The 22,917-nt window shown below is 60.2% G+C and carries 21 protein-coding genes and 3 pseudogenes; 14 read left to right on the top strand and 10 right to left on the bottom strand.

Annotated elements, in window-relative coordinates:
• Positions 1 to 3 precede the first annotated feature (3 nt).
• From C4J84_RS10075 to cyoE, 3 genes are read left to right on the top strand one after another with little or no spacing between them, the layout of a single operon-like run.
• Entirely contained in the window at positions 4 to 618 is a 615-nt protein-coding gene (locus C4J84_RS10075; protein ID WP_124429309.1) for a cytochrome o ubiquinol oxidase subunit III, read from the top strand.
• A 1-nt stretch (position 619) separates the two neighbouring features.
• A complete protein-coding gene (gene cyoD / locus C4J84_RS10070; RefSeq protein WP_124366599.1) occupies positions 620 to 958 on the top strand; it encodes a cytochrome o ubiquinol oxidase subunit IV in 339 nt (112 codons plus the stop codon).
• On the top strand, positions 916 to 1,812 hold the full coding sequence (cyoE, locus tag C4J84_RS10065) for a heme o synthase (RefSeq protein WP_124435249.1): 897 nt from the start codon (positions 916 to 918) through the stop codon (positions 1,810 to 1,812). The genes cyoD and cyoE overlap by 43 nt, the downstream gene beginning before the upstream one ends.
• Here cyoE and C4J84_RS10060 read toward each other — a convergent pair.
• From C4J84_RS10060 to C4J84_RS10045, 4 genes are all read right to left on the bottom strand, one after another.
• Positions 1,784 to 3,409 carry a histidine kinase famiy protein gene (locus C4J84_RS10060; protein WP_124435248.1) on the bottom strand — a complete coding sequence of 542 codons (1,626 nt, stop codon included), beginning with the start codon at positions 3,407 to 3,409 and terminating at the stop codon, positions 1,784 to 1,786. The two genes, cyoE and C4J84_RS10060, sit on opposite strands and share 29 nt — an antisense overlap.
• A gap of 107 nt (positions 3,410 to 3,516) precedes the next feature.
• Complete coding sequence (locus tag C4J84_RS10055) at positions 3,517 to 4,026, bottom strand: ferritin-like domain-containing protein (RefSeq protein ID WP_124362333.1); 510 nt, start codon at positions 4,024 to 4,026, stop codon at positions 3,517 to 3,519.
• A gap of 63 nt (positions 4,027 to 4,089) precedes the next feature.
• Complete coding sequence (locus C4J84_RS10050) at positions 4,090 to 4,974, bottom strand: manganese catalase family protein (RefSeq protein WP_124370313.1); 885 nt, start codon at positions 4,972 to 4,974, stop codon at positions 4,090 to 4,092.
• A gap of 159 nt (positions 4,975 to 5,133) precedes the next feature.
• Entirely contained in the window at positions 5,134 to 5,358 is a 225-nt protein-coding gene (locus C4J84_RS10045; RefSeq protein ID WP_124366594.1) for a hypothetical protein, read from the bottom strand.
• Positions 5,359 to 5,656: 298 nt separating this feature from the next.
• Here C4J84_RS10045 and C4J84_RS10040 point away from each other — a divergent pair, with 298 nt between their 5' ends.
• Positions 5,657 to 5,839, top strand: coding sequence for a general stress protein (locus tag C4J84_RS10040; RefSeq protein ID WP_124366593.1), 183 nt, complete (start codon positions 5,657 to 5,659; stop codon positions 5,837 to 5,839).
• Positions 5,840 to 6,063: 224 nt separating this feature from the next.
• Here the strand turns inward: C4J84_RS10040 and C4J84_RS10035 are convergent, their stop codons facing one another.
• A complete protein-coding gene (locus C4J84_RS10035) occupies positions 6,064 to 6,891 on the bottom strand; it encodes a DMT family transporter (RefSeq protein ID WP_124366592.1) in 828 nt (275 codons plus the stop codon).
• Positions 6,892 to 6,968: 77 nt separating this feature from the next.
• Complete coding sequence (gcvA, locus tag C4J84_RS10030; protein ID WP_124370311.1) at positions 6,969 to 7,862, bottom strand: transcriptional regulator GcvA; 894 nt, start codon at positions 7,860 to 7,862, stop codon at positions 6,969 to 6,971.
• A gap of 289 nt (positions 7,863 to 8,151) precedes the next feature.
• Between gcvA and C4J84_RS10025 the strand changes: the two genes are divergently transcribed.
• Positions 8,152 to 9,426, top strand: a complete 1,275-nt coding sequence (locus C4J84_RS10025) for a glycoside hydrolase family 68 protein (protein WP_124362326.1) — start codon at positions 8,152 to 8,154, stop codon at positions 9,424 to 9,426.
• 263 nt (positions 9,427 to 9,689) lie between these two features.
• Here the strand turns inward: C4J84_RS10025 and C4J84_RS10020 are convergent, their stop codons facing one another.
• Both C4J84_RS10020 and C4J84_RS10015 read right to left on the bottom strand, forming a co-directional pair.
• Entirely contained in the window at positions 9,690 to 10,445 is a 756-nt protein-coding gene (locus C4J84_RS10020; protein WP_256681402.1) for a glycoside hydrolase family 25 protein, read from the bottom strand.
• Positions 10,446 to 10,558: 113 nt separating this feature from the next.
• The gene (locus C4J84_RS10015; protein WP_124435247.1) at positions 10,559 to 11,206 is read right to left on the bottom strand and encodes a hydrolase; all 648 of its coding nucleotides are present in this window, start codon (positions 11,204 to 11,206) and stop codon (positions 10,559 to 10,561) included.
• 273 nt (positions 11,207 to 11,479) lie between these two features.
• On the opposite strand from C4J84_RS10015, the pseudogene C4J84_RS10010 reads away from it, so the two are divergent.
• A pseudogene (locus C4J84_RS10010) lies at positions 11,480 to 11,767 on the top strand (LysR substrate-binding domain-containing protein); the annotation flags it as partial.
• A 27-nt stretch (positions 11,768 to 11,794) separates the two neighbouring features.
• Here the strand turns inward: C4J84_RS10010 and C4J84_RS10005 are convergent.
• The gene (locus C4J84_RS10005) at positions 11,795 to 12,280 is read right to left on the bottom strand and encodes a MarR family winged helix-turn-helix transcriptional regulator (protein ID WP_124406870.1); all 486 of its coding nucleotides are present in this window, start codon (positions 12,278 to 12,280) and stop codon (positions 11,795 to 11,797) included.
• A gap of 48 nt (positions 12,281 to 12,328) precedes the next feature.
• On the opposite strand from C4J84_RS10005, the gene C4J84_RS10000 reads away from it, so the two are divergent.
• Positions 12,329 to 13,816: an FAD-dependent oxidoreductase gene (locus C4J84_RS10000; RefSeq protein ID WP_124435246.1), complete on the top strand. Its 1,488-nt coding sequence runs from the start codon at positions 12,329 to 12,331 to the stop codon at positions 13,814 to 13,816.
• Positions 13,817 to 13,852: 36 nt separating this feature from the next.
• Here C4J84_RS10000 and C4J84_RS09995 read toward each other — a convergent pair whose 3' ends face one another.
• Positions 13,853 to 15,154 carry an Nramp family divalent metal transporter gene (locus tag C4J84_RS09995; protein WP_124409530.1) on the bottom strand — a complete coding sequence of 434 codons (1,302 nt, stop codon included), beginning with the start codon at positions 15,152 to 15,154 and terminating at the stop codon, positions 13,853 to 13,855.
• A 287-nt stretch (positions 15,155 to 15,441) separates the two neighbouring features.
• On the opposite strand from C4J84_RS09995, the pseudogene C4J84_RS09990 reads away from it, so the two are divergent.
• From C4J84_RS09990 to C4J84_RS09955, 7 genes and pseudogenes are all read left to right on the top strand, one after another.
• A pseudogene (locus C4J84_RS09990) lies at positions 15,442 to 15,660 on the top strand (beta-propeller fold lactonase family protein); the annotation flags it as partial.
• A gap of 1,289 nt (positions 15,661 to 16,949) precedes the next feature.
• Positions 16,950 to 17,894 (top strand): annotated as a pseudogene (locus tag C4J84_RS09980) (methyl-accepting chemotaxis protein); the annotation flags it as partial.
• A 10-nt stretch (positions 17,895 to 17,904) separates the two neighbouring features.
• Positions 17,905 to 18,273, top strand: coding sequence for a response regulator (locus C4J84_RS09975; protein ID WP_124366580.1), 369 nt, complete (start codon positions 17,905 to 17,907; stop codon positions 18,271 to 18,273).
• A 17-nt stretch (positions 18,274 to 18,290) separates the two neighbouring features.
• Positions 18,291 to 18,578: a lipid asymmetry maintenance protein MlaB gene (locus tag C4J84_RS09970; protein WP_124435244.1), complete on the top strand. Its 288-nt coding sequence runs from the start codon at positions 18,291 to 18,293 to the stop codon at positions 18,576 to 18,578.
• A 41-nt stretch (positions 18,579 to 18,619) separates the two neighbouring features.
• Complete coding sequence (locus tag C4J84_RS09965) at positions 18,620 to 20,650, top strand: chemotaxis protein CheA (protein ID WP_124435243.1); 2,031 nt, start codon at positions 18,620 to 18,622, stop codon at positions 20,648 to 20,650.
• Between the two features lie 29 nt (positions 20,651 to 20,679).
• Positions 20,680 to 22,335: a methyl-accepting chemotaxis protein gene (locus tag C4J84_RS09960; RefSeq protein ID WP_124435242.1), complete on the top strand. Its 1,656-nt coding sequence runs from the start codon at positions 20,680 to 20,682 to the stop codon at positions 22,333 to 22,335.
• 36 nt (positions 22,336 to 22,371) lie between these two features.
• A complete protein-coding gene (locus C4J84_RS09955; RefSeq protein ID WP_124366576.1) occupies positions 22,372 to 22,911 on the top strand; it encodes a chemotaxis protein CheW in 540 nt (179 codons plus the stop codon).
• Positions 22,912 to 22,917 lie beyond the last annotated feature (6 nt).

Below are 22,917 nucleotides of genomic sequence, written 5' to 3'. Positions count from 1 at the left end.
CTTATGTCCAATATCGTGATCGAAAAAGACATCGCCCACACCCACGAACAAGGGCATGAAGACGCCGGTTCCCTGAGCCTGTTCGGGTTCTGGATCTACTTGATGACCGACTGCATCCTGTTCGCGACCTTGTTCGCCGGCTATGCGGTGTTACGCGACAGTGTCGCGGGCGGCCCTTCCAGTGCGGACATTTTCGAGCTGCCCTATGTGCTGGCTGAAACCATGCTGCTGTTGCTCAGCAGCATCACCTACGGCTACGCGATGCTGGCGATGAACCGTGGCCAGCAGCCCCAGGTTCTGCGCTGGCTGGGGCTCACCTTCGTGCTGGGTGCCGGGTTTATCGCTATGGAAATCAACGAATTCCATCATTTGATTGAAGAGGGCTATGGGCCGGACCGCAGTGGCTTCCTGACCGCGTTCTTCACCCTCGTCGGCACCCACGGCGCGCACGTGTTGACGGGGTTGGTGTGGATGGCGGTGCTGATGGTGCAGGTGCACCAGCGTGGCCTGACCAGCACCAACGCCACCCGGCTCAGTTGCCTGAGCCTGTTCTGGCATTTCCTGGACGTGGTGTGGATCTGCGTCTTTACCGTGGTCTATCTGTTGGGGGTGGTGTGACATGTACAAACAAAGTTCGGTTCACAGCAGCGCAGGTAGCAGCCATGGCAGCAGCCGCTCCTACCTGGTCGGCTTCCTGGTGTCGGTGCTGCTCACCCTGATCCCGTTCGCCATGGTGATGTTCCCGTCACTGCCACGCACCACCACCGCCTGGCTGGTGGTGGCGCTGGGCGCGATACAAATCGTGGTCCACTTGAAGTTCTTCCTGCATCTGGATACCGCCGAGGAGCAACGCTGGAACCTGATTGCGCTGATTTTCTCGGCGGTCATCATCCTTCTGCTGGTAGGACTTTCGCTATGGATCATGAACAGTATTCATCACAACATGCTGGCTCACTGAAACACTGGCTGGGGCTGTTCAATGTAGGGGTTCAACTGACCAAGCCGGGGATTATTTTCGGCAATCTCGCGTCGGTGCTGGGGGGCTACTTCCTCGCGGGCAGCGGCCATCTGGCGAATCCCGCCCACTTGCTGGCCACCCTGCTTGGCACCGCACTGGTGATCGGCTGCGGCTGTGTCATCAACAATTGTGCCGACCGGGATATCGACCGACGCATGGTGCGTACCTGCCACCGCGCGTTGGCACTGCGCGCCATCAGCGTGCCCGCCGCCGTCAGCTACGCCATCGCCCTGGGTGTCACCGGCTTCGGTTTGCTGTGGGCTGGCAGCAACATGCTGGCCTGCACCCTGGCACTGGTTGGGCTGGTCGTTTATGCAGGCGTTTATACCTACTGGCTGAAGCGGCGCTCCCATTGGGCAACCCTGATTGGCAGCCTTTCCGGGGCAATGCCGCCGGTGATCGGGTATTGCGCGGTAAGCGGTCGGTTCGACGCCACGGCGATGCTGCTGGTGCTGGTGTTCTGCTGTTGGCAGATGCCTCACTCCCATGCCATCACCGTGATGCGTCGCGAGGACTTTCGCGCCGCGCGCTTGCCCCTGCTGAGCCTGCCCGAGGCCCACCGACAGATACACGCGTACATGCTGGCATTCCTCGCCAGCACCATGGCGCTGGGCGTGGTTGCGCAGATGAACGCCGTGTACTTCGCGCTGATGCTCGGGTTCTGGGGTTACTGGATGGCGCTCGCTGCCAGCGCCACGCGCCTGACGGACCCGCCTGGCTGGGCGCGCAGGGTATTTGGATGCTCGATTCTGCTGGTGCTGGTACTCAACCTGTCGCTGGCAGTACTCCGCTGACCGTGTCGGCTGTCCCCGTAGATCCGGCATCCAGCACCGCGCGGATTTTTCGGGGCAGATCCGTGGGTTGATAGGGCTTTTGAATCAGCTCGAATTCATGCACCTGTATTTCCGCGCGCTCCAATGCGTCTTTTGCATAGCCGGTCGTGAGCAGGATCCTGACGTGCGGATACAAGCGCGATACTTCACGCGCGAGTACCGCCCCATTCATCGCGCCCGGCATGATCAAGTCACTGAACACCAGGTCATACGGGACGCTCTGGAGCATGCTCAATGCTTCGGCGGCGGTGTGCGCGATGCCGGTCCGGTAACCGTAGTCAGACAAGATCACTTGGGCCAACTCGGCCACGTCGGGCCGGTCCTCCACGATCAGGATGTTCTCGTGGCCCTGCAGTGAGGCGGTGGCGGATGTTTGCTCGACCCAGGGCTGACTATCATCGGCCGGAAAGTACAGACGTATGGTGGTACCGACACCGGGATAGGAATGGATCCGCGCCGTGCCGCCCGATTGCTTGACGAAGCCATACACCATCGACAGTCCCAGACCCGAGCCCTTGCCTTCTTCCTTGGTGGTGAAGAACGGCTGCATGACTTTATCCTGAATACCCTCGGCGATGCCGCTGCCATTATCCGACACCGAGATGCTGACGTAGCGGCCCTCAGCCAGTCCATCACGTTCAGCACCAACCTCGCCCGGCACCTGGATGTTGAGGGTTTTAACCGTCACTGCTGGCTCGCTGCACCCTTGCAATGCATCCTGGGCATTCGACAGCAAGTGCCGCACCGCCAGCTCTGCCTGGGCAGGGTCAATGCAGCAGTTCCACAGATCGTCGGCGAGTTCTATGTGCAGCTCGACGTCATGCAGTACGCTCCTGAAGTCGGGCCGACTCAACACGCTGTTCAGATTGATCACACGGCTGTCGAGCCGCTGCTTGCGCGAAAACGCCAGCAATTGCTGGGTCAGGGTTTGCGCTTTTTCAGCGGCCGCCCGGGCACGGCTGGCACTGTTGACGATGCGCTGCGGGTCGCTGCCGGGGCGCTTGGCGCTCTGCTGGATCAGCTCCAGGTACCCGACCATCACCTGCAACAGGTTATTGAAGTCATGAGCGATGCCACCCGTCAGTTGCCCCAGCGCTTCAAGGTCCTGGACGCGGCGCACGCGCAGTTCCGCGTCGTGCCGCCGGCTCACGTCCAGCTGGGAGGCAAAAAAGTACACCAGTTGGCCGCGCTCGTTGAACAACGGCGAGATGAATATCTCATTCCAGAAGGTCGAGCCGTCCTTGCGGTAATTAAGCACCTCGACACAGACCTCATGGTGGCCCTCAAGCGCACGCTGCACCTGCCGCAGAGCACTCTTGTCGGTTTCTGGCCCTTGCAGCAACCGGCAATTGCGTCCGATGACCTCGTCATGCTCAAACCCGGTCAGCGCAAGAAACGCCGGGTTGGCGAAGATGATCGGGTTGTCGGGCTGCGCGGGGTCGGTCACGATCATTGCACTGTGGCTGGCTTGCATGGCGGCGAAGAACAGATCTTTACGGTCGGAAGACAGCACCGCCAACGCCTCAGCGCCGACTGTGGGCTTTTTCTTTGTGTCCACGGTTCACCTCCAGATAAGTGGTGCGTGATCCATTGACCGTGAAAATGCAGCGGAGTGCGAGGCTGCGCCCAATCACGCGCGGCGCCGACGGGGCGCCGCGCGCAATCTCAGCGTTTGGCCTCTGTGTCGGGCGCTGCAGAGCGCTCCAGAAATGCCTGGGTGAGCTCGGGCAGATGCTCGAGCAGCCACTCGGCCATTGCAATTTCCTGGGGCAGGATCTTTTCGCAGGCCGCTTGTGTCTCGGCGTCTCCGGCTACTTTCGCGGCCGCTATGAGCGCCGTGTAGCTGGCAATCTCCATATTTTCGAACACATAACCGGCCATCGCGCCCTTGATCACCTCGTCACTCATCAGTGAGCCACCAACCGCCTGCCCGAACGCCATCAATTTGCCGCCCATGTCTTTCAAGGTCGACGCGCTGCCGCCCAGGCGCGCCAGGCATTCATCAATGAGCGCCTGCTGGCCGAGAGTTTCCTGAATATGCTCGTCGATCCGGGCCTTGAGCTTAGGGTAATGTTCCAGGCGCTCGGATTGTGCCTTGAGCATTTTTTCGGCCTGTTGCTCCATGGCATGGGCGTCGCGTAGCCAGTCGAGCAGGTTTTCCTGTGGGGTTGCCATCTTGTTACTCCTCTTCAAGCCAATAAAAGAGCCGCACGCCCGAAAGCGTGCGGCTGCCGCGCATCAAAGATCAGGCTTGGGCTGAAGGCCCGCGCCCAGGTCAGCGCCGGTGGTGGGGTCGCTGGTAGGGTCGGAGGCGGTGCGGATTTTCATCGCGCTCAGCAGCGCTTCGTCGTCGGCGTCCAACTGCACGCTGGCCGTGCCATCACCGCCATCGACCGCAGGTTGCGGGCTCTCCACGAACTCCCATTCATCGCCCTGGTTCCAAGGACCACGCAGGTCTTCCGCGCCCTGGGACATGTTGTAGTACACCTGAGTGAACTCCGGCTTGCCTGGCAACTTGCCTTGGGGGAAATTCGGCTGAATCGAATGCAGCGCTTTTTCAAAGGAGATCTGGTGTGCGATTTCACGGGTCATCAGGAACCCGAGGGCATCCTTCACGCCTGGATCGTCGGTGACGTTCATCAGCCGTTCATAAACGATTTTGGCGCGTGCTTCGGCGGCGATATTGGAGCGCATATCCGCCGTGGGCTCACCGATGGTGTCGATGTAAGCCGCTGTCCAGGGCACCCCGGCCGAGTTGATCAGCGGCGCCCCCGCACCGTACAACAGGCTGGTGATGTGGGAGTCATTGCCGGCGCCGTTGAGTGAGCGATACAACTCGCCCTCCTCTTCCACGCCTTCGGCCATTCGGCCCTTGGCGCCCTTGTTGAGCATCACAATGATCGAGCCGACGATCTCCAGGTGGCTGAGTTCTTCGGTGGCGATGTCCATCAACAGGTCTTTGCGCCCTGGATCGTCCTCAGCCAAGGCCTGGGTGAAATAACGGGATGCGGCCGCCAACTCACCTTGAGCTCCGCCAAACTGCTCGAGCAAAAGGTTCGCCAGACCCGGGTTGGGCTCGGCCACACGTACGGTGTATTGAAGTCGCTTGTTATGTAGGAACATCAACAAATCTCCTCAGGCTTACTGAAAGTGGCGGCATCTTGGGAATGCGCGCCTACCTTTCATGGGAAGCGAGCGGCGCGTGAAAAATTTCAAAATTAATTTGCGCATCACGACGAGCGGTTAACCGTTGCACAACAAGCGAAACGGCGGCGCTGCTGCTCAGCTGGCATCATCCGCTTCTGGAACGGTGTCGATCCCGGGCGTGCCGTTAGGCGGCGTCACGGTGGCCTCGACAGCGGTCGCATGGCTGTCGGGGTGGTCCCAGTCAGTGGTTGCGTTTGGGTCTTCGTCACGTCCGGCGGTGCCGATCACGCAACCATCGTCATTCGGCTTATCGAGCGGTTCTACTGGTCGGTGCTGTGGGTTGGATAGGTCATGGTTCATGGCAAAAAATCTCCAGTTCACAAAGAGGGGAACCTCGTTTGAGCCGGCCCATGGAGTTCAAGTGCAACGAAAAAGACGAATGGCGTGAACGCTGTTATTGCCGGCATGCAGCAACGGAAAAAACTTATACGAAGCGGCGTCAAGACGGCGAACTTGTACAACTTTCACGGCTTATCTGCCGTTCGTCGCCTGTTATAAAAATCAGTAAAACATTTCTGCTGGCGTCGCTATCGGAATAGATGCCCGCTGCCATAACGGGCAACTAACGAAACGCTAACTTAGCGACTGGAGAACTATCATGACTACAGGCAATAAAAACCCAGGCAACTTTGCCAACGATCGCGAAAAAGCATCCGAAGCAGGGAAAAAAGGCGGCCAATCGTCGGGCGGCAACTTCGCCAATGACCGTGACAAAGCGTCCGAGGCGGGCCGTAAAGGCGGGCAGAACAGCCATGGCGGCGGCCGGAAGTCGGGCTCTTGAGTGAAAGAAGGAGGGGCAGCCTCGCTGCCCCTTCAAATCAGGCATTCGCTGATCGGTGTGCTAACAACGCTGAAGACTTAGTGCGATCAGTTTAAACTTTCCTGCCAGTGCCTTTTAACAATGATCCCCATTTCGGTGCAGGGTTCCTTAGCTCTTCGTGCTCAAACGATTTATATCTAATAGCCCTAACTTACTAGAAATAAACGCCTGAGCCGTCAGCCTTATCAACCAATAATGAGGATGCCACTGGCGATCACTGCGCACGCCAGAACCCGCCGTGCCGTGAGCGTCTCGCCGAGGAACAGGTAGCCGATCAACGCCGCGAACAACACGCTGGTTTCGCGCAACGCCGACACCGCGCCCAACGGCGCTTCGTTCATGGCGTAGATGACAATCCCATAGGCTAGCAACGAGACCAGCCCGCCGACCACAGCGGTCACTGTGCCGGGCCGCACGCGGAACAAGCTGCGGGCGTCGCGCAGGCCGATGTACACCACTGGCATCAGCACGCCCCACAACGCGCACATCCACACCGTGTAGCCGAGCGGCGCGCCGGAGAGCCTGGCGCCAATGCCGTCAACCACGCTATAGGCGGCGATGAAGCAGCCAGTGCCCAGCGCATAGGGCAAGCTGGGCACCGACAGCCTGCGGCCTCGGAACGCCAGGGAAATAATCCCGCCTGACACCAGCGCAATACCGAGCAACTCGCCGGGGGTGATGCTTTCGCCGGCGAAAACGGCAGCTCCAAGCGTGATCAGCACCGGCGACGAGCCACGGGATATCGGATAGATCTGCCCGAGGTCACCGACCCGGTAACTGCGCACCAGAAACAGGTTGTAGCCCACATGCAGCAATGCCGACAGCAGCGCATAGCCCCAGCTTTCAATAGCGGGCGGCACCAGGAACGCAGCGGCGACGAGGCAGGTGATGGCGATGGCGATGCACATCACCGTCATTGACCAGAGTCGATCGGCACCGCCACGCAGCAGTGCGTTCCAACTGGCATGCAGCAGCGCGGCGAAAAGCACCAGGCAGATCAAATGAATAGGCATGCGCCATCCTAGCAATCCAACGCCCTGCCTTCAGCGAAGTCTCTTCATCGCAGCATGAGCAAATCCTCAGACCCGGCTCATTGCACTTTCAGCGCCTCACTGCTCAACCAACGGCGAAAGTTGACGATATGCGGCTGCGCTTCGATGCCCTTGGGGCACACGAAATAGTAGGCCAGCGGCGATGGGAACGGCACATCGAACAGCCGCACCAGGCGGCCATCGCTGATTTCGTTCTCCACATGCCGACTGCGCACCAACGCCACGCCGTGGCCGAGCAAGGCGGCCTCGACCGTCATGTTGGTGTCGCCAAACCTGACGCTTTCCTTGAGCGGCGAAAAAGCCAGCCCGACACTTTCAAACCAGACCTCCCATTTCGGCGCCAGCTCGGCGCCGTCGCGGATCAGCAGCGGAAACTGCAACAGTTCTTCCGGGCTGCGCGGTATCCCCATACGCCGCAGCAATTCGGGGCTGGCCACCGGAAACACCTGCTCGCCAAACAGAAACTCTGTATGCAGGCCCGGGTAATTACCCTTGCCCAGCCGGATCGCAACATCGGCCTGGTTGCCGGAAAAGTGGATGATGTCGTCCGTGGTGTGCAGCGACACCAACAGCTCGGGGTGCTGGCGAGCCAGGTTCGGCAAGCGTGGCAGCAGCCATTTCAACGCGAAGGAGTAGGTGGTGCTGACACTCAGGCGCACCCTGCCTTTTTGCTCGCGCAGATCGCCGAGGGTCGCCTCCAGGCTCATGAAGAACTCCCGCACGATAGGCGCCAGCGTGGCCCCTGCCGCCGTAAGGCGTAATGCCTTGCCACGTTCGAACAACGGCAGCCCCCACAACGCCTCCAGATGCCTGAGCTGATGGCTGACAGCGCTCTGGGTGACATGCAGTTCCTGCGCGGCCGCCGTAAAGGTTGGGTGCCGGGTGGCAACTTCAAACGCTCGCAGTGTGGCGGTCGGCGGCAGGTCTCTCATGGGTGGGTGTCCGGCGAGTGATTGGAAAACGCTGAGCATGAGCGTTGGCTCATGGTAGTGGCAAGTGCGGCGCTTATTACCGTCATCCATTTAAACCCAGGACCGTAAGGGCGCCTACACAGCGCCAAACTTCCATAAAAACCTTCAGGTGAAACGTATCAGCTCACCTAAAAGCTTTAATTATGCATAAATGCATTTTTCTCCTTGACCCGAAGGATAGAGTCTTCTAAAGTCAAATCACTGTATATGAATACAGTATTTATCTACCTTCATGGACGAGGTTTACCTTATGAAAAGCATCACCGCAAAATTTGGCAAAACGCCCCATCAACCCAGCCTGTGGACCCGCGCCGATGCGCTGAAAGTCCGCGCAGACGACCCCACCACCACCCAGCCACTGGTGAGTGCCGACTTCCCGGTACTGAGCGACAAGGTGTTTATCTGGGACACCATGCCGCTGCGTGATATCGACGGCAACATCACCTCCGTCGATGGTTGGTCGGTGATCTTCACCCTGACCGCAGACCGCCACCCTACCGATCCGCAATACCTCGATCAGAATGGCAACTACGACATCACCCGCGACTGGAACGATCGCCATGGTCGGGCAAAGATGTACTACTGGTTCTCCCGCACCGGCAAGGACTGGAAACTCGGCGGCCGGGTCATGGCTGAAGGGGTTTCGCCCACCGTTCGTGAATGGGCCGGCACGCCGATCCTGTTGAACGAACAAGGTGAAGTGGACCTGTACTACACCGCAGTCACGCCAGGCGCGACCATCGTCAAGGTGCGTGGCCGCGTGGTGACCACCGAGCATGGCGTCAGCCTGGTGGGCTTCGAGAAGGTCAAGCCGCTGTTCGAGGCCGACGGCAAGATGTACCAGACCGAAGCGCAGAACGCTTTCTGGGGGTTCCGCGATCCGTGGCCGTTCCGCGACCCGAAGGATGGCAAGCTGTACATGCTGTTCGAGGGCAACGTGGCTGGCGAGCGTGGCTCGCACACGGTGGGTAAAGCGGAAATCGGCGATGTGCCGCCGGGTTATGAAGACGTCGGCAATTCGCGCTTCCAGACGGCCTGCGTCGGTATCGCCGTAGCCCGTGATGAGGATGGAGACGACTGGGAAATGCTGCCGCCGCTGCTGACCGCAGTCGGCGTCAATGACCAGACCGAACGTCCGCACTTCGTGTTCCAGGACGGCAAGTACTACCTGTTCACCATCAGCCACACCTTCACCTATGCCGACGGGGTAACCGGGCCGGACGGGGTGTACGGTTTTGTCGCAGACTCGCTGTTCGGCCCTTACGTGCCCTTGAACGGTTCCGGCCTGGTCCTGGGCAACCCGTCTTCCCAGCCCTTCCAGACCTACTCCCACTGCGTGATGCCCAACGGCCTGGTGACTTCCTTTATCGACAGCGTACCTACCGGCGAAAGCGGGACAACGATGCGTATCGGCGGCACCGAGGCACCAACGGTGGGCATCAAGATCAAGGGGCAGCAGACATTCGTGGTCGCCGAGTATGACTACGGTTACATCCCACCGATGCTTGACGTCACGCTCAAGTAAAGCGCTACAGGGCTTTGAGGCAACGGGTTTGAGTTCGATGAGAACCCGTTGCTGATACGCCTGCCTCATTGCGATGTTGTTTGGAAATTCTGTTGAACAACGCGCAGTCACCACCCTTCGGAGCTGGCAACAGGAATGTAGCCAGTAACGGATCAGGTCCTATCGCAGCGACGCTGACGGCCAAAATATGCCAGCGACCTTATCAGCGCAGGGGTATCGCGCCTGGAACAACGGCCCAATCGGGGCCGTTGTGCTGCTTGCCTTCAAGGCTTGACCCAACCCAGATCCACCGCGCCCTGGATACCCTCGACCTGACCCTTGCTGCTGTGCTGCCACCACTGCCAGCTCTTGCCGTGTGTGCTCCAGGTTTGCGGCACGGTGGGGTCAGCGACTCCCCAATGGGCAATCCACAGCGGGCATTCGCTGAAGTCATATTTGCGCCAGGCCACCCTGTTGCTCCAGATGCTGGGCGACGCATAAATATGCGGATACGCACCCTCCAGCAGCGACACCCTGACAAGCGTCACCAGTTGGAACAGGGCATCAGCCATCTGATCCGGGGTGGCCCCTTCGTTGCGATTGGTCTCGACATCAATGGCCAGGATGTCCTGCCCGACGTTGAATTCCACTTCGGCGAGCCGGCCCTTGATATTGGCCAGTTGCTCGCACGGCGTGCTGCTCAGCGCACGAAAATAGTGGTACACACCGGCCTTCAGGCCGTTCGTTTTCATCCCTTGGAAGTTTTCGACGAACTTGGGATCGGTGTAATCGCCACCCTCCGTCATCTTCGCTATCCCATGGGTGACACCCGCGCCCGCCACGCGCGCCCAATCGATGTTGCCCTGCCAGCGCGACACGTCAATGCCACGTGCGTTTGCATCGTTGATCGGTCCTTCGCAACTCATATCTGTTCCCCTGCTGTGGATGTCTTGTCGTCGCATCTTTTCATCGACGACCAGCTGCCATGCACTATCGGGATACCGCACCTTGCTCATTCCGAGTGACAGCGCGTACGACAAGTTACGGAACCTTTGGCGAGGGAGCCTGCTCCCGCTGGACTGCGTAGCAGTCTTTTTTTGGGGCCTCTTAGCGCCCGCTTTCGCGAGCGCCACCTTCATTAACTGCCCACTGATCAGGCCTTCTTGCCTGCCGCCTCCAGGGCTTTTTCAGCATTGAAGCCGTCGAAGTTCGCAAACACGTCCATAAAGCCCGGCACGGTCGCTTCTCGCGCCCAGTCGCGCTGCAATTCGCAGTACATCTGCACGCGGCTGATGAGCTTAGCGCCTGCCTGTTCCATTCGGCGCAACGCCGCTTCGTGTGCGGCGAGCGATGTGCCGCCCACCGCATCGACCGGCACGTACACTTCATAGCCTTCCTGGATAGCGTCGAGCACCGGGAAGGTCAGGCAGGCTTCAGTCCAGAGCGCCGTCATGATGAGTTTCTTGCGCCCAAGCGCCTTGACCGCCTCTTTGAATGCGGTGTCCTCCCAGCTGTTGATTGAGGTGCGGTCATAGGTCGGCAGGTGGCCGAGCACCTCTTGCAGTTCCTGGATCGGCGGCTTGTTGCGGCCGGTCGCGACATTGACGGTAGAGTGGATGATCGGAACGTTGTAGTTGACCGCCGCCCTGGCGACGCTGGTGATGTTGAAGACGAGTTCGTCACGCGGCATCGAGCGGATCGAGGACACCTGGACAGGCTGATAATCGATGATGATCAACGCCGAATTTTCCGAGGTCAGTAGCTGATCGGTGTCGGGGTTGCGCAGAGTCTCGCTTGTCATGGGTAAATCCTTTTTATGGGTGACGCTGGTGTGTGAACGCGACGGAGCCCGTGCGGGTATGAATGCCAGAACACACGCGAAGGATGCGTGCCTGGAAATTCATTGTGCTGTTCCCATGTTCGATGCAGTAGTAGCATCCCGAGGCGAGCTGTGTCGCGCAAAGGGGAACGCACCTATGGATATCGAAGAGCTGCAGACTTTTGTGGAAGTGGCTGATGCGGGGGGTATTTCACAGGCGGCGCTGCGGCTCGGCGTGTCGAAGTCGATCGTCACAACGGCACCGCCCTCGCCGCCGCGACCGCAGGCCTTGGCGTCGCCTACCTGCCCGATTGCCTCACCCATGAACACATCGCAATCGGCGCACTGGTGCCGATCATGACCAACCATCCCCCGCCCCCGGCCGGTGCTTACCTCATCCGCCCGCCGGGCGAGCATCCCGCCCGCAAAATACGCGTCCTCACCGAACTGCTGATCGAGTACTTCGGCGAATCGCCGCACCTGGCGGTGCTGCCGATTTCACATCAGGAGCAAGCGCTGGCGTGTGAGACCGGCAGCGCATGAGGCAACGCACGTCGTAAGCTGCCGAAGCTAGCCAGCTTCCGTGCCCTGCTCCAGGGCCTGCGCGAATTGACGCATCAGGCGCACCAGGGAGGTGATGTCTTCGGCAGCCCAGTCCTGAAAAATTTCCCGGGCCAGGCGCTCACGCGCCTGGTCGATCTTGTCGGTGACTGCCTTGCCTTTCTCAGACACCACAGCCTCGCGCATCCGGCGATCTTCAGAGTTCTCATGCCGAATTACCAACTCCATGCGTTCAAGCTTGGAGACCTGGCGGCTGATGGTCGTGTAGTCCCGGCCCAGGCGACCTGCCAGATCCACGACGCCAATCGGCCCTACCCGCTCGATGACCACCAGCAGGCGAAAGAGCGCCTGATCCAGATGGACACCCGCTTCTGCGATCAGTCGCTCGTCGTTGCGAGGGCGGTTCATCACGCTCACGATCGAGATCAAGGACCGGTGCAGATCCTTCATTTGCACTGATATATGTGTATCTTGCACTTTATTTTTCGTAGTCATAAGCTGCTCCCTGTTATGTGCATCTTACACATTCTTAGGGGAAGTGAAATGCGTGACTCTGTTGACGTCCTGATTTGTGGTGCCGGTGCCGCTGGCCTGACCCTGGCAATCGACTTGGCCCGGCGCGGGGTGAACTTTGCCCTCATCGAAAAGCGCCCCTCCCCCTTTTCGGGCTCCCGCGGCAAAGGCATACAGCCTCGCACCCAGGAGGTCTTCGAAGATCTCGGGATCCTGGACCGGGTCAGGGCCGCAGGGGGTATTTACCCGGCTATTCGCAAATACGCGCCCGATGGCAGTCACGCTGACCAGCCGGTAACAAGCGTTGCCGAGCCCACACCTGCAGAGCCGTATTGCCTTGCGTTGATGATTCCCCAGTTCAAGACCGAAGCGATCTTGCGCGAGCGCTTGATTGAACTGGGGCATGCCCCAGCGTTTGGGGTCGAGCTGACCGCAATGGTGGTCGGGACCGATGGGGTCAATGCCGTACTCGCAACCCCGGATGGCGAGCAGACACTCCAGACCCGATACCTGGTGGGCGCCGATGGTGGGCGCAGCTTCGTACGCAGTACCTTGGGGATTGACTTTGCGGGCAAGACCCTGGGCGTGCGAGCGATCGTGGCCGATGTGGAATTGGCTGGACTGTCGCGCGACGTGTGGCACCAGTTTGGGGATGGGGGCTCAGGCCCATTGGCGATCTGCCCGTTGGCCGGTACCGACCTGTTCCAGATCCAGGCACCTGTTCCCCTGGAGGGCGAGATTGACCTCTGCGCGGCCGCGCTGACCGAACGCGTTGCCCTGCACACCGGACGTACAGACATCACGGTCCGTTCAGTCGCCTGGTCCTCCACCTACAGCATGAATGCCAGGCTCGCCGAGCGTTACCGGGATGGGCCGGTGTTCCTGGTCGGCGATGCGGCGCATGTCCATCCGCCAACGGGCGGCCAAGGGCTCAACACCAGCATCCAGGACGCCTACAACCTGGGCTGGAAGCTGGCCGCCGTCTTGGCCGGCGCACCAGAGACGCTACTCGACACCTACGAAGCTGAGCGCCGGCCAGTGGCGGCGGATGTGCTCGGCCTGTCCACACGGCTGCTTGCAGGTTTCAAGACTGGCGACAACCGACGGCCCCGTGAAGCTCAGCAGTTGGATATCGGTTATCCGCACTCGCCGTTATCGCTCGCGTCGCAAGTTGCCAAAAGCGCGCTCGCGCCAGGCGATCGTGCACCTGATGCCATCGTGCGAGGCGCAAGCGGCAGCCCAACGCGTTTGTTCAACCTGTTCCAAGGCACCCATTGGACCTTGCTGGTCAATGGCCCCTCGAACTTCGCGCCAAGGGCTGGCTTGCACATTCACAGCGTCGGGCCCGGGTTGGAGATCGAAGATCACCTGGGTCAGTTCGCCCGGTTCTACGGCCTCGGTGAAGGCTGCGCCGTGTTGATCAGGCCGGATGGCTATCTGGCAGGGTTCTTTACCAACGATCAGGCGGCTGCGTTGGGTAGCTACCTGGCTCGCTACACACATGCGCGCGTAGGTTAGCCACCGAGGGACATTGCGCCCCCCGGTGGCGCGTTGTCAGGTAAACAGATCGACGCTCAACTGGAAGGCAACCCACAGCGCAAGGCCTGTAGCGAAGAGCAACGCGATGTTTTCAAACAGGTTGTTGCGATATTGCTTGTCCAGCAGCGACTTCTGGTTGGACATGATCAGCAGGCCCAGGGAAATAACCGGCAAGCCAATGATGTTCAACGCGCTGACGCCAATGGTCAGGGTCACGAAATCCGGCATGCCTGGCAGCGACCAGATCAACGGCGTCACCAGGATGAACAGCATGAACCACTTATGCATCGGGTCATGATGAAATTCCTTGCCGAACTTTTCGCGACGTTCAGGACGAACGTGCTGGAAGGCATCGGTAATCAGCATCGGGAACGCCGTGGTCTTGCCGGAAATGCTGGCAAACAAGGTGGCGAACACGCCGATGAAGAACACATACCAACCCACCGGGCCGAAGAACATTTCCAGGGCCTTGCCCAGATCGCCCAAGGTCTTCACCTCGATGCCGTTGGGCCGCAGGATTTCCGCGCCGACGATCCAGATGGCCAAATTGATGACGATCCCGACGAACACTGCAAACAGCAAATCGTTACGCTGAACACGCTTGTGCTGCGGCCCGACCCAGCCCTTTTGGCGCATGACATACGGATGCACGAAGTTGGCGATGGAGCCTGCAACCGCGCCGATAACCGATACCGCCACCAGCAGCGCGCCGTGCACGCCTTCATCCGGCGGGATGCTGAAGCCGATGGTGCCCTTGACGATGCCGACCACATCAGGACCCGACATCACGGCCAAGGCAATGAAGGCCAGGGTCATGATCGCCAACAGCACTTTCATCACGCCTTCGATCATCGAATAGATATTACGCCCCACCAGCATCCACACAGCGAGTACCACCGCCAATGAACACAGCAGTGGCTGGTCGCTTTTAAACAGCATTGCCAGCGACTCACCCGCCCCTTTGATCATGTAGGCGTTCATCAAGTGCCCCATCAGCAGGGCGTACACGAGCATGAACCAGGCAAAAAAGGGATTCAGTTGCGCATAGCCCTGCAGGATGGTCATGCCCTGGTTATTGCACAGCTGGAAGCGCGCGATGATGTTTACGATCAGGTATCTCAGGAGCAGCGAGACCGCCAGTACCCACATCATGGCGTAACCGTAATTGGCACCGGCCACGGACGACGTGATCAGGTCACCTGCGCCCAGCCATGACAGTACAGCGATGATTCCGGGGCCCAGCAGTTTGAGTATTCGGGAAAATCGATTTTGCGCGGGCGCCGCGGCCTGGCCTTCGACGGAACGAATGCTCGTCATAGAGGGTATCTCCATTTATTTTTTTTGTGAGAACGAGCGCAGTCGAACACGATAGATACGACGTCGTACAACAATTCTTGAACGAGAGTGTTTAGAAATGTTTCACCAGCGGAACGTGGGGCGTCGGGCTGTATGGATAACATTGAACCCGGCCAACGTCCTGCAAACGCTGCACCTGAGCCAAGGCATATTTTTCAATTCTGAGCAAACAGCGATTGCTGTCGCTAAGGCACAGTCATAGGATGACCTACCCACCACAACCGTTTTGCCCACGCGGGCAATCTCCCGAGCGTACCAGCAGCTCGGTATCGGCTTTCGCGGTTGACCCTTCAACAGGCGGCTTGAGCTTTCTTGCGAACGATCCGGTGCAAGAGCAACAGCCACGCAATATCGCTTTTTCACCCAACGGGCGCTGGTTGCTGGTGACGGGCGAGAAAAGCGCCACAGTCGGCACTTACGCAGTCAGCAACAACGGCGCCTTGAAACGTGTCGGCGAAGCGCCGTAGGGCAAGGGTGCGTTATGGATTGAGATGCTGCAAACGTCGGTAGACTGATCTTGCGATGCCTGCCCTGCTATCTCACATCTTGAACCGTATAACGACCGCATTCATTTCTACAGCAAGACGTGAAAGCCCGTTACTGGCGACGGATGTCTGATTGGCGCCGTCGGTACTATGCACGGACAAATCCCGAATACTGACCAGATTGTGGTCTATGGAACGGGTGGCTTGTGCTTGCTCCTCAGATGCCGCAGCGCTCAGGGTGTGTTTGGCCCCATCGCAACTTTCCTGCATCGACTTGGTAGCCAGTGTCTTTCCCTGAAAGAGTAACTAGCCCGCTGGCGATCCAGTTATTTAAAAGAATAAACTCAGAGCGAGGGCGAAGATTGCTCTTGGTCAACAGCACCGCCAGAATAACGGTAGCAATAACCGATGCGAGAATAATCAGCGCAATAAATATAAAGCCGCTTTGGTACGAGTTTTACGATGCCTCATCTAAACGGTTACTTGATCCTCGTTTATATTGACCAGTCAATCTGCGGCAGATTGCAGCTCCTCTGCAACAGGCACTATATTAGCATCAACAAAAGCGGACGACGCCTGACTACTTATATCTGTCCACCCTGGGTCCATAAGAGCATCTACCATGCTTGCGAGTTTCGTGGCCGACGACGCTGCATGTTGATAAACCTCCCGCTCTTGAGGACCTGTTTCACCCTTGGGAAGTACGGATTTATATAACATGGACTGTTTCAGCATTTCATCGCGAGAGTCGCTCAAACGGCTCATCGCTGTCGACTTAGGTTTGAATCTGCCTGCCCGATTAATCGGCGAATATCAAGACGTACTCGGACACTAGAACCCTACCCCTCTCCTTCTACTTAATACCACCAATATCTCTCCATGGAAGTAATACGATTGTCATCAACCGGACGGACGGTATAGCCGCAGGCTAAAGCTATTCTATATACAGCAGATAACCCCTATGTTGTTTATATCCGCAAGACTGTTCAAGGACCGAACTCATGACCCAGCGTCAATCCAGCCACGCCCCCCTTCCTGGTCATCCGCGCTTTCTTTGGTTCGCTTTCATTCCGGTGGTGCCCGCCGTTATATGGATCCTGTTGCAGTCAACCTCTGTGGCCAGCCTGGCGGCCTGCGCGGTACTGGTGCTGATCGGCCTCGGTGCGTGCGCCTGGAGCGCCGGTTCGCAGCGTGACGCAATGCTGCGAGCCACCGCGTGGGCGCTGGCGGATCAGTCAGGCGCGCAGGCGGCGCATAGCGGCATGGACTCGCGGGCACAGCTCGATGAAGTGTTGCTGGGCGCCATGCCGATCTGGGCCAAGCAGGTGGAAAGCTCGCGCCAGCAGACCGAAGACGCGATTGTGAGCCTGGCCAACCGTTTTACCGGGATAGCCGCGCGATTGCAGGAAACGGTACAAGCCTCGCAGCAGGCTGCCGGCGAACTGGACGGGAAGGCCGCCGACGGCGCGCTGGAGGTGCTGGCGCGCAGCGACAGCGAGCTGAGCCAGGTGATCAACTCACTCAAGGCCACTCAAACCAGCCGTGACCAGACGCTCGCCCAAGTACGCAGCCTCACCGCCTATACCGGAGAACTGCGCACCATGGCCGCCGATGTGGCCGCGATTGCCGCACAAACCAACCTGCTGGCGCTCAATGCGGCCATCGAGGCGGCGCGGGCCGGTGAAGCCGGTCGCGGCTTCGCGGTGGTGGCCGATGCGGTGCGCAGCCTGTCGAGCAAATCCAGCGAAACCGGCCAGCAGATGTCGGCCAAGGTCGACATCATCAATAACGCCATCACCCAGTTGGTGCAGGCCGCTTCCAGCAGTGCCGACCAGGACAGCAACTCGGTGGCCGCCTCTGAAAACAGCATTCAATTGGTGCTCGAACGCTTCCAGAACATCACCGGGCGCCTGGCCGACTCCGCCGACCTGCTCAAGCAGGAAAGCCACGGCATTCGTGATGAGATGACCGAAGTACTGGTCAACCTGCAATTCCAGGACCGGGTCAGCCAGATCCTCAGCCACGTGCGAGACAACATGCACGCCTTGCATGAGCACCTTATGCAGACCCGCCAATCCCCGGACCAGGCCGTGGCCGTCGACGCCCGGCAGTGGCTGGCGCGCATGGAAGCCACCTACGCCACCGATGAGCAACGGCGCACGCACCATGGCGCGGCGTCCGTGCAACAGAATTCTCAAGACATCACGTTTTTTTAAGGAGCCCCTCATGGCGAAGAATGTACTAGTGGTCGACGACTCCAGCAGCGTGCGGCAAGTGGTCGGCATTGCCTTGAAAAGCGCCGGTTACGACGTGATCGAGGCCAGCGACGGCAGGGATGCCCTGAGCAAGCTCAACGGGCAGAAAGTGCACCTGATCATCAGCGACGTGAACATGCCCAACATGGACGGCATCACCTTCGTCAAGGAGGTCAAGAAGCTGGCCAACTATAAGTTCACCCCGATCATCATGTTGACCACCGAGTCCCAGGAATCGAAAAAGGCCGAAGGCCAGGCTGCTGGCGCCAAGGCGTGGGTGGTCAAGCCGTTCCAGCCGGCGCAAATGCTGGCAGCCGTATCCAAACTGATCCTGCCCTGACACCCGGGAGGCCCCCCATGCCGATAACGTGCGAAACACTCGACGACACCGCCCGCGTGGGCATTGACGGCGAACTCACGATTTACACCGTGGCCGAACTGGCGAGCGCGTTGCTGCCGCAAATGGGCGCGGCGCCTCGCCTGGAGCTGGACCTGTCACAGGTCACCGAGATGGATGGCGCCGGCTTGCAGTTGCTCGCGGTCATCCAGCGTGAAGCCGGCATTGCCGGCACCGCCTTGAGCGTGACCGGCCAGAGCCAGGCGGTCACCCAGGCGCTTGAACTGTGTCGCAACGCCGCGTTGTAGCCAGCGCTGCCCACTCTCATTGATCGACAAGGAAGGTCCAGGTGAGCATCAATCTCGATCAGGCACAGCAGACATTCATCGTCGAGGCGCGCGAACTGTTGCAGGCCATGGAGCAATCCCTGCTGCAACTGGAAAGCGAGCCCGGCGATCAGGATGCCATCGGCGCGATATTCCGCGCCGCGCACACCATCAAGGGGTCGGCGGGCCTGTTCGGCCTGGCGTCGATCGTGGGGTTCACGCATATCGTCGAAGACGTGCTCGACCGCCTGCGCGACGGCAGTGTAGCGGTGGACGCCGCATTGATCGCGCTGCTGCTCAAGTGCGGCGATCACATGCTCGAACTGATCGATGTGGTCGCCAGCCGCGGTGAGGCGCCCACGCCTGCCGCGCTGGAGCGCGGTGAGGTATTGCGCGAGGCGCTGAGTGCCTATCAGCCGCTGCAGACCGCGACTGCCCGCGTCGAAACCGCTGCGGTGGACGACGCCACGGCGGACGAAGTGCTTTGGCATATTTCCCTGCGCTTCGGCGTGGATGTCTTTCGCAACGGCATGGACCCGTTGTCCTTCCTGCGCTACCTCGACACCCTGGGCACGCTGTTGCAGGTCACCACCCTGACCGACGGCATTCCGGCCGTGGACAGCTGGGACCCTGAAAGCTGCTACCTGGGGTTCGAAATCGACCTGCGCTCGACGGCCAGCCACGCCACCCTCAACGAAGTGTTCGACTTTGTGCGTGACGACTGTGAAGTCAGCATCAGCGCCGTCGAAGAACCCGGCGACACCCCTGCCTGCCCCGCGACCGAGGTGGCCCCCCGCGCTGAATTTGCCCCGCCCGCGCAGCAGCGCGTGGCGGCGGCCGGCGAAAAAAGCCGGGATGGCAATTACGTGCGGGTCAACGCCGACAAGCTCGACGAACTGATCAACCTGGTCGGCGAGCTGGTTATCGCCAGCGCCGGCGCGAGCCTGCTGGCCCGCTCCTGTAATAACGACCCGCTGCAAGAGGCCACCTCGACGGTATCGGGGCTGGTGGAAGAGATACTCGATGGCGCCCTGCACCTGCGCATGATCCCCATCGGCGACACGTTCAACCGCTTTCGCCGCGTGGTGCGCGATGTCAGCCAGGAATTGGGCAAGGACATCGACCTGATCATCAGCGGCGCGGAAACCGAACTGGACAAGACGGTGGTCGAGAAGATCGGCGATCCGCTGATGCACCTGCTGCGCAACGCCATGGACCACGGTATCGAAAGCGCCGAGGCGCGGCGCGCGGCCGGCAAGTTGACCAAAGGCCACCTGAGCCTCAATGCCTATCATGACTCGGGCAGCATCGTCATCGAAATCGCCGACGACGGCGCCGGGCTCAACCGCGAACGTATCCTGGCAAAGGCCCAGGAACGCGGGCTGGTGGCCAGCGGCGCGGTGCTCACCGACCAGGAGATCTACAACCTGATCTTCGAGGCCGGTTTCTCGACCGCCGAGGCGGTGACCAATCTGTCCGGGCGTGGTGTCGGCATGGACGTGGTCAAGCGCAATATCACGTTGTTGCGCGGCACCGTCGACCTGGACAGCCGTCCCGGCCAGGGCACCGTGGTGCGCATTCGCTTGCCGCTGACCCTGGCGATCATCAATGGCTTCCTGGTCGGCATCGACCAATCCACCTACGTGATTCCGCTGGACATGGTTCAGGAATGCATCGAACTGGATGATCACCAGCGCCATTCCAGCCGCGACCAGGGGTATCTGGACCTGCGTGGCGAAGTGCTGCCGCTGGTGGACCTGCGCCATCACTTCAGCCACGAAGGCCCGGCCGCCCGCCGCCAGAATGTGGTGGTGGTGCGTTACGCCGAGCACAAGGCCGGGCTGGTGGTGGATGACCTGCTCGGTGAGTTCCAGACCGTGATCAAACCCCTGGGCAAACTGTTCGGCGCACTGCGCGGCATCAGCGGTTCGACCATATTGGGCAGCGGCGCAGTGGCCCTGATCCTGGATGTACCGGCACTGCTCAACCAAATCGTACAACTGGAAGCTCGCACGGCCCAGGCGCCTCAGTCGCCCCCGGTCGTCGCTCGCTGACGTATTTGCAATTCCATGGAGGTTCCCCGATGAAATGGTTCTACGATTTGAAAATTTCCACCAAGTTGATCAGCTCATTCCTGGTGGTCCTGGCGCTTACCGCGGCCATGGGCGGCTTCGCCATTCACCAGCTCGGTGCAGTCAATCAGGCGGCCCAGGACATCAAGGGCAACTGGATGCCCTCCATGCGCGCAGCGGCCGGCATGCGCTTTTTTGCCGCCAACTATCGTTTGAAGGAAAACCGCCACATCGGCACCGAAATCGCCGAGGAAAAGGCGCAGGCCGAACGGGAAGCCGACGACGCGCGCCAGCAGTTCGAAACCCGCATGGGCACCTACGAAAAATTGCTCTCCAATGATGAGGACCGCCAGCTCCTGGCCAGCGTGAACAGCGCCTGGACCGCCTACCTGGGAGCCAGCAAGCAGGTGCTGGAATTTTCCCGGCAGAACCAGGAAGCCCAGGCTCGCGGTTTGCTCAGGGGGGAGTCCAAGACGCATTTCGATGAGGTGACCAGCCGCCTGCAGAAGATGGTCGAACTCAATGACGCCGGCGCCACCGTCGCCGGTGACAAGGGCGCGTCGCTGTATGAAAACGCACGCTTGTCGATCATCGCCGCGCTGGTCGTCGCCCTGTTGATCGGCCTTGGCCTGGCCCTGTTCATCGCGCGGATCATTTCCCGCCCGTTGCGACAAGCCGCCACCGCCGCCGGGCAATTGGCCGAAGGCAACCTCAACACGCACATCGAACCGGGTGCCAAAGATGAAACCGGCATGGTGCTCAACGCCATGCGCAACATGGTCGGCAAGCTGGCGCATATCATCGGTGAGGTGCGCAACGCCGCCGATAACCTGGCCAGTGCTTCCGAGCAAGTCAGCGCCACCGCGCAATCGATGAGCCAGGCCACCAGCGAACAGGCCGCCAGCGTCGAGGAAACCAGTGCGTCGGTCGAACAGATGAGCGCCAGCATCAACCAGAACACCGAAAACGCCAAGGTCACCGATGGCATGGCCAGCAAGGCCGCCAAGGAAGCCACCGAAGGCGGCGAATCGGTACAGCAGACGGTGGTGGCGATGAAGAAAATCGCCCAGCGCATCAGCATCATCGATGACATCGCCTACCAGACCAATCTGCTGGCCCTCAACGCCGCCATCGAGGCCGCCCGGGCCGGCGAGCACGGCAAGGGGTTTGCGGTGGTGGCCGCCGAGGTGCGCAAACTGGCCGAGCGCAGCCAGGTAGCCGCCCAGGAAATCGGCGAACTGTCCTCCAGCAGCGTGGATATGGCCGAGAAAGCCGGCAAATTGCTCGACGAAATGGTGCCCTCCATCAATAAAACTTCCGACCTGGTGCAGGAAATCAGTGCCGCGTCCGAGGAACAGGCCGCCGGTGTCGCGCAGATCAACACCGCAATGACCCAGCTCAACCAGGTGACCCAGCAAAACGCCTCGAGCAGCGAGGAACTGGCCGCCACCGCCGAAGAAATGAGCAGCCAGGCCGAGCAACTGCAACAGGCCATGAGCTTTTTCGTGCTGGACTCCAGCCCCAAGGCCGCGGTTCAAGGCCGCGGCGTAGACAGCACCGGCAAGCCTGACCGCCAGCCGCCACGCGCGGAGCAGCAGGCACCGCGCAAAGCCTTCGCCTATAACGTGGCCAGCGCCCCGGACGAATCGGAATTCACCCGTTTCTGATCGCAAGAATCGATGCGGGCTCACAGGGAGAATGACATGGGCGCAGTGATGACTACCCGCCATACCGCCGTCGCGGCAGGCGAGGATGCGCAATACCTGACCTTTATGCTCGGTGGCGAGATGTTCGCCATCGGCATTCTGGGCATCAAGGAAATTATCGAATACGGCAGCCTGACCGTGGTGCCGATGATGCCCGCCTTCGTGCGCGGCGTGATCAACCTGCGCGGCGCCGTGGTGCCGGTGGTCGATCTGTCGGCGCGCTTTGGCCGGCCGAACTCGTCGATCACACGGCGTTCGTGCGTGATCATCATCGAGGCCATCACCGAAGACGGCCAGCCGCAGGATATCGGCCTGTTGGTCGACACCGTTTCCGCCGTGCAGGAAATCCCGGCGACACAGATCGAACCGCCACCCAACTTCGGCGCACGCATCCGCGCGGATTTCATCAGCGGCATGGCCAAGGTCGATGGCAAGTTCGTGATTGTGCTTGAGGTGGACAAAGTGCTGTCCATCGACGAGATGTCCAGCCTGGCCGAGACTGGCCAGGCGCTGGCTCTCGACCTCGACGCGCGTTGAGGCTCG

The sequence above is a fragment of the Pseudomonas sp. R11-23-07 genome (assembly GCF_003852295.1).
In the GTDB taxonomy this organism is placed as follows: domain Bacteria; phylum Pseudomonadota; class Gammaproteobacteria; order Pseudomonadales; family Pseudomonadaceae; genus Aquipseudomonas.
Note: the sequence above shows the minus strand (reverse complement) of the source record. Positions and strands in the feature narration are given on the sequence as shown.

Bases quoted from the DNA above. Each gene is read 5' to 3' on its own strand.
- C4J84_RS10000 (WP_124435246.1), top strand. From the start codon at position 12,329: ATGCGTGACTCTGTTGACGTCCTGATTTGTGGTGCCGGTGCCGCTGGC.
- cyoD (WP_124366599.1), top strand. From the start codon at position 620: ATGTACAAACAAAGTTCGGTTCACAGCAGCGCAGGTAGCAGCCATGGC.
- C4J84_RS09960 (WP_124435242.1), top strand. From the start codon at position 20,680: ATGAAATGGTTCTACGATTTGAAAATTTCCACCAAGTTGATCAGCTCA.
- gcvA (WP_124370311.1), bottom strand. From the start codon at position 7,862: ATGAGAGACCTGCCGCCGACCGCCACACTGCGAGCGTTTGAAGTTGCC.
- C4J84_RS10035 (WP_124366592.1), bottom strand. From the start codon at position 6,891: ATGCCTATTCATTTGATCTGCCTGGTGCTTTTCGCCGCGCTGCTGCAT.
- C4J84_RS09955 (WP_124366576.1), top strand. From the start codon at position 22,372: ATGGGCGCAGTGATGACTACCCGCCATACCGCCGTCGCGGCAGGCGAG.
- C4J84_RS10025 (WP_124362326.1), top strand. From the start codon at position 8,152: ATGAAAAGCATCACCGCAAAATTTGGCAAAACGCCCCATCAACCCAGC.
- C4J84_RS09975 (WP_124366580.1), top strand. From the start codon at position 17,905: ATGGCGAAGAATGTACTAGTGGTCGACGACTCCAGCAGCGTGCGGCAA.
- C4J84_RS10075 (WP_124429309.1), top strand. From the start codon at position 4: ATGTCCAATATCGTGATCGAAAAAGACATCGCCCACACCCACGAACAA.
- C4J84_RS10015 (WP_124435247.1), bottom strand. From the start codon at position 11,206: ATGACAAGCGAGACTCTGCGCAACCCCGACACCGATCAGCTACTGACC.
- C4J84_RS09995 (WP_124409530.1), bottom strand. From the start codon at position 15,154: ATGACGAGCATTCGTTCCGTCGAAGGCCAGGCCGCGGCGCCCGCGCAA.
- C4J84_RS10040 (WP_124366593.1), top strand. From the start codon at position 5,657: ATGACTACAGGCAATAAAAACCCAGGCAACTTTGCCAACGATCGCGAA.
- C4J84_RS10005 (WP_124406870.1), bottom strand. From the start codon at position 12,280: ATGACTACGAAAAATAAAGTGCAAGATACACATATATCAGTGCAAATG.
- C4J84_RS10055 (WP_124362333.1), bottom strand. From the start codon at position 4,026: ATGGCAACCCCACAGGAAAACCTGCTCGACTGGCTACGCGACGCCCAT.
- C4J84_RS10050 (WP_124370313.1), bottom strand. From the start codon at position 4,974: ATGTTCCTACATAACAAGCGACTTCAATACACCGTACGTGTGGCCGAG.
- cyoE (WP_124435249.1), top strand. From the start codon at position 916: ATGGATCATGAACAGTATTCATCACAACATGCTGGCTCACTGAAACAC.
- C4J84_RS10045 (WP_124366594.1), bottom strand. From the start codon at position 5,358: ATGAACCATGACCTATCCAACCCACAGCACCGACCAGTAGAACCGCTC.
- C4J84_RS09970 (WP_124435244.1), top strand. From the start codon at position 18,291: ATGCCGATAACGTGCGAAACACTCGACGACACCGCCCGCGTGGGCATT.